Source organism: Mycobacterium sherrisii (genome assembly GCF_002102355.1).
GTDB lineage: Bacteria > Actinomycetota > Actinomycetes > Mycobacteriales > Mycobacteriaceae > Mycobacterium > Mycobacterium sherrisii.
In genome coordinates this window covers 1-2521 of record NZ_LQPT01000030.1, presented here as the reverse complement: position 1 = coordinate 2521, position 2521 = coordinate 1, and the positions used below count along the sequence as shown (strand labels likewise).

General features: G+C 63.4%; 1 protein-coding gene and 2 pseudogenes. 1 reads left to right on the top strand and 2 read right to left on the bottom strand.

Annotated features, from left to right (window positions below; all coding sequences use genetic code 11):
* Positions 1-450 (top strand): integrase core domain-containing protein (locus tag AWC25_RS06105; protein ID WP_142278710.1); only part of this gene is annotated, 450 nt, incomplete at its 5' end.
* 433 nt (positions 451-883) lie between these two features.
* Here the strand turns inward: AWC25_RS06105 and AWC25_RS06100 are convergent.
* Positions 884-1569, bottom strand: a pseudogene (locus AWC25_RS06100) (ATP-binding protein).
* 41 nt (positions 1570-1610) lie between these two features.
* Positions 1611-2442 (bottom strand): annotated as a pseudogene (locus AWC25_RS27305) (Mu transposase domain-containing protein); the annotation flags it as partial.
* Between the last annotated feature and the right edge of the window lie 79 nt (positions 2443-2521).

The following is a 2521-nucleotide window of genomic DNA, read 5'->3' as shown; positions in this document are numbered from 1 at the left end:
GTGTACCTGCATTCGGCCGTCGACGGGTTCTCCCGACTGTCCTACACCGAAGCCCTTGACAACGAAAAAGCCGTCACCGCAATCGGATTCATGCACCGCGCCCGGGTATGGTTCGCCGTCCATGGCATCGACCGCATCCAGCGGATCGTCACCGACAACGGCGCCTGCTACCGGGCCAAAGACTTCGCCCACGTGCTCCACGGCGCACGCCACCAATTCATCACGCCCTACACCCCGCGCCACAACGGCAAAGTCGAGCGCTACAACCGCATCCTGGCCGAAGAGTTCCTCTACGCCAGGACATGGACCTCAGAAACCCAACGCGCCGAAGCACTCAAAGTCTGGAACATCCACTTCAACTACCATCGACCACACTCTGCCGCCGCAGGCCAGCCACCAGCATCACGACTCGCCACCGGCGTCACCAATGTCATGGCCTCATACAGCTAGGCAACCATTGGCGCGCTGCCTTAAGCTGCCGTTTCAGCCTGACGAGCTCGGGCTGCATGAGTGCGATAGCACGCTATCTGTGAAAGTCTGTGCGTCCGATGCGCGGTTCCGGCATGTGACTGTCGGCACCCAGGGCGACAACATGCGACGGATGGTGCGGATGCTGCGCGGTGGGGGCCGCAGAGCGGTCCCTTTACGGGGCACGCCTCGCCACCATTGCCACGGACCGCTCCAGCGCCTGACATGTCTACCTCAATCAAAGCGTTGCCATCACCGACTACGCTCACGATCAGATCGCGAAGCACACCGGTCATACAAAATGAGAGGTGTGCATCGAGCCCGGGATGCTTCACAGCTAGCCGCGAACTTTGGTTGATTTCAGCGGTTTAACTCCTTGGCCGGCTGTGGCTTGGGCCAAGCGGAAACTGTCGCCTTAGGTGACAACGACATGGGCATGGTGCAACAGGCGGTCAACCGTAGCCGTCGCCAGCGTTTTGGGCATGATCTCGTCGAAGCCCGACGGGTGCAGGTTGGAACTGACCGCCATTGCGCGCCGCTCATAGGCGGCATCGACCAGCCGGTAGAAGCCCTCGGCGGCGTCCGGCGAAACAGGAAGGAGCCCAATGTCATCGACAACGATCAAATCGGTGCGCACCAGCCGGGTGATGGCTCGAGCAGTGGAGTCGTCGACTCGGTGGCGGCGCATCAATGCCCCGAGGTCTTCGATGGTGAACCACGCCACCGTCAGGCCCTCTCGACAGCGGCCTGACCGAGCGCTTCACAGAAGTGCGACTTGCCGGTACCCGATGGCCCGCAGATGCATAGCGTTTCCTTATTGCGGACCCACTCAAGGGTTTTCAGTGCATCTTGAGTTGGTCGCGGGGTCGAGGATGCGCCCTCGTCCCAGTCGCCGAAGGTCTTGCCGGCCGGAAATCCGGCGCGCTTACGCCGAGTACGCAGATTGGTGGCATCTCGGCCGGCGGCTTCTTCAGCCAGCAGCACCCGTACCACTTCGGCGGGATCCCAGCGTTGCGCCTTGGCGGTGGGCACCAAGTCGGTCAACGCTCGCCGCAGGCAGGGCAACTTCAGTCGTTTGGTCAACGCAATGGCCTCGGCCATCGGGTCACCGGTGGCGGCGCTGACCCGCAACGCAGCGCTGCTCATTGGCAATCCTCGTCAGCATCCTCGGCGCCGTGCAGGCCGAACTGCGACCAGGCCGATGTCGCGGGCTGCAGGCTATGTCCTTCGGTTGTGCGCGTCGGTTCGGTCGCTTGGCGGCCCAGATGGTGGGTCAAGATGGCGATCAGGTCGTTGTCGGCGAACCGGCCCGCGATCGCGGCGATGCCTAACGCGCGGTCCACCTCAGCCGGCGGGTGCAGCTTGGCCAGAGTCACCGCTTCGGCCATTTTCGGTCGGATCCGCCGCGTGCCTGCGGCGGCAGCCTCGATCAGCCACGAGCCCGCGCCGGACCCCAACGCCAGAAACGCTGCTTCCTCGGCTGAACTGGCCCGCGGAACGCGCTCACCGTGGTGATCGGGTCGGGGCGGATAGTGCTCATCGCTGATCGACGGATTACCCGGAGTAGAGCGCGGTCACGATCAACTCGTCACCATGGAAACGCACCCACACACGGGTGTCAGCCAAGGTATGCGGGACCGAATAGCGCACCCCCTGAACCGATACCGTGGCGTCAAAATTCACCCGGCGGGTGGTGCCGAACGCCACCGTGAACGCTGTATGCGGCAATGGGTGCAGCCGGGTTCGTTCCTCGGCCAACGCTTCGATCGGCCGGCGGCGGGTTTCGCGATGCTCACGGTCGTTGACCTCGTCGCAGAAGTCTCGACACGCCCGCTCCAGCGCACCAAAGCTGCGGTAGGCGCCCACCAAATTGGTCTCGGTGGGTACCAGATCGGCCTTAGCGATACGCACCGTGGCCTCCGAGCCGCCCTTGGACTGCGGATCAGCCGGCACACAGGTGCGAAATTGCCATCCCGTTGTCATTCGCCTAGGTGATGGGACCATGGTTTGGCCACGGGCTAGGGACCACCTGTTTGGCTCAGTGGGGATGATC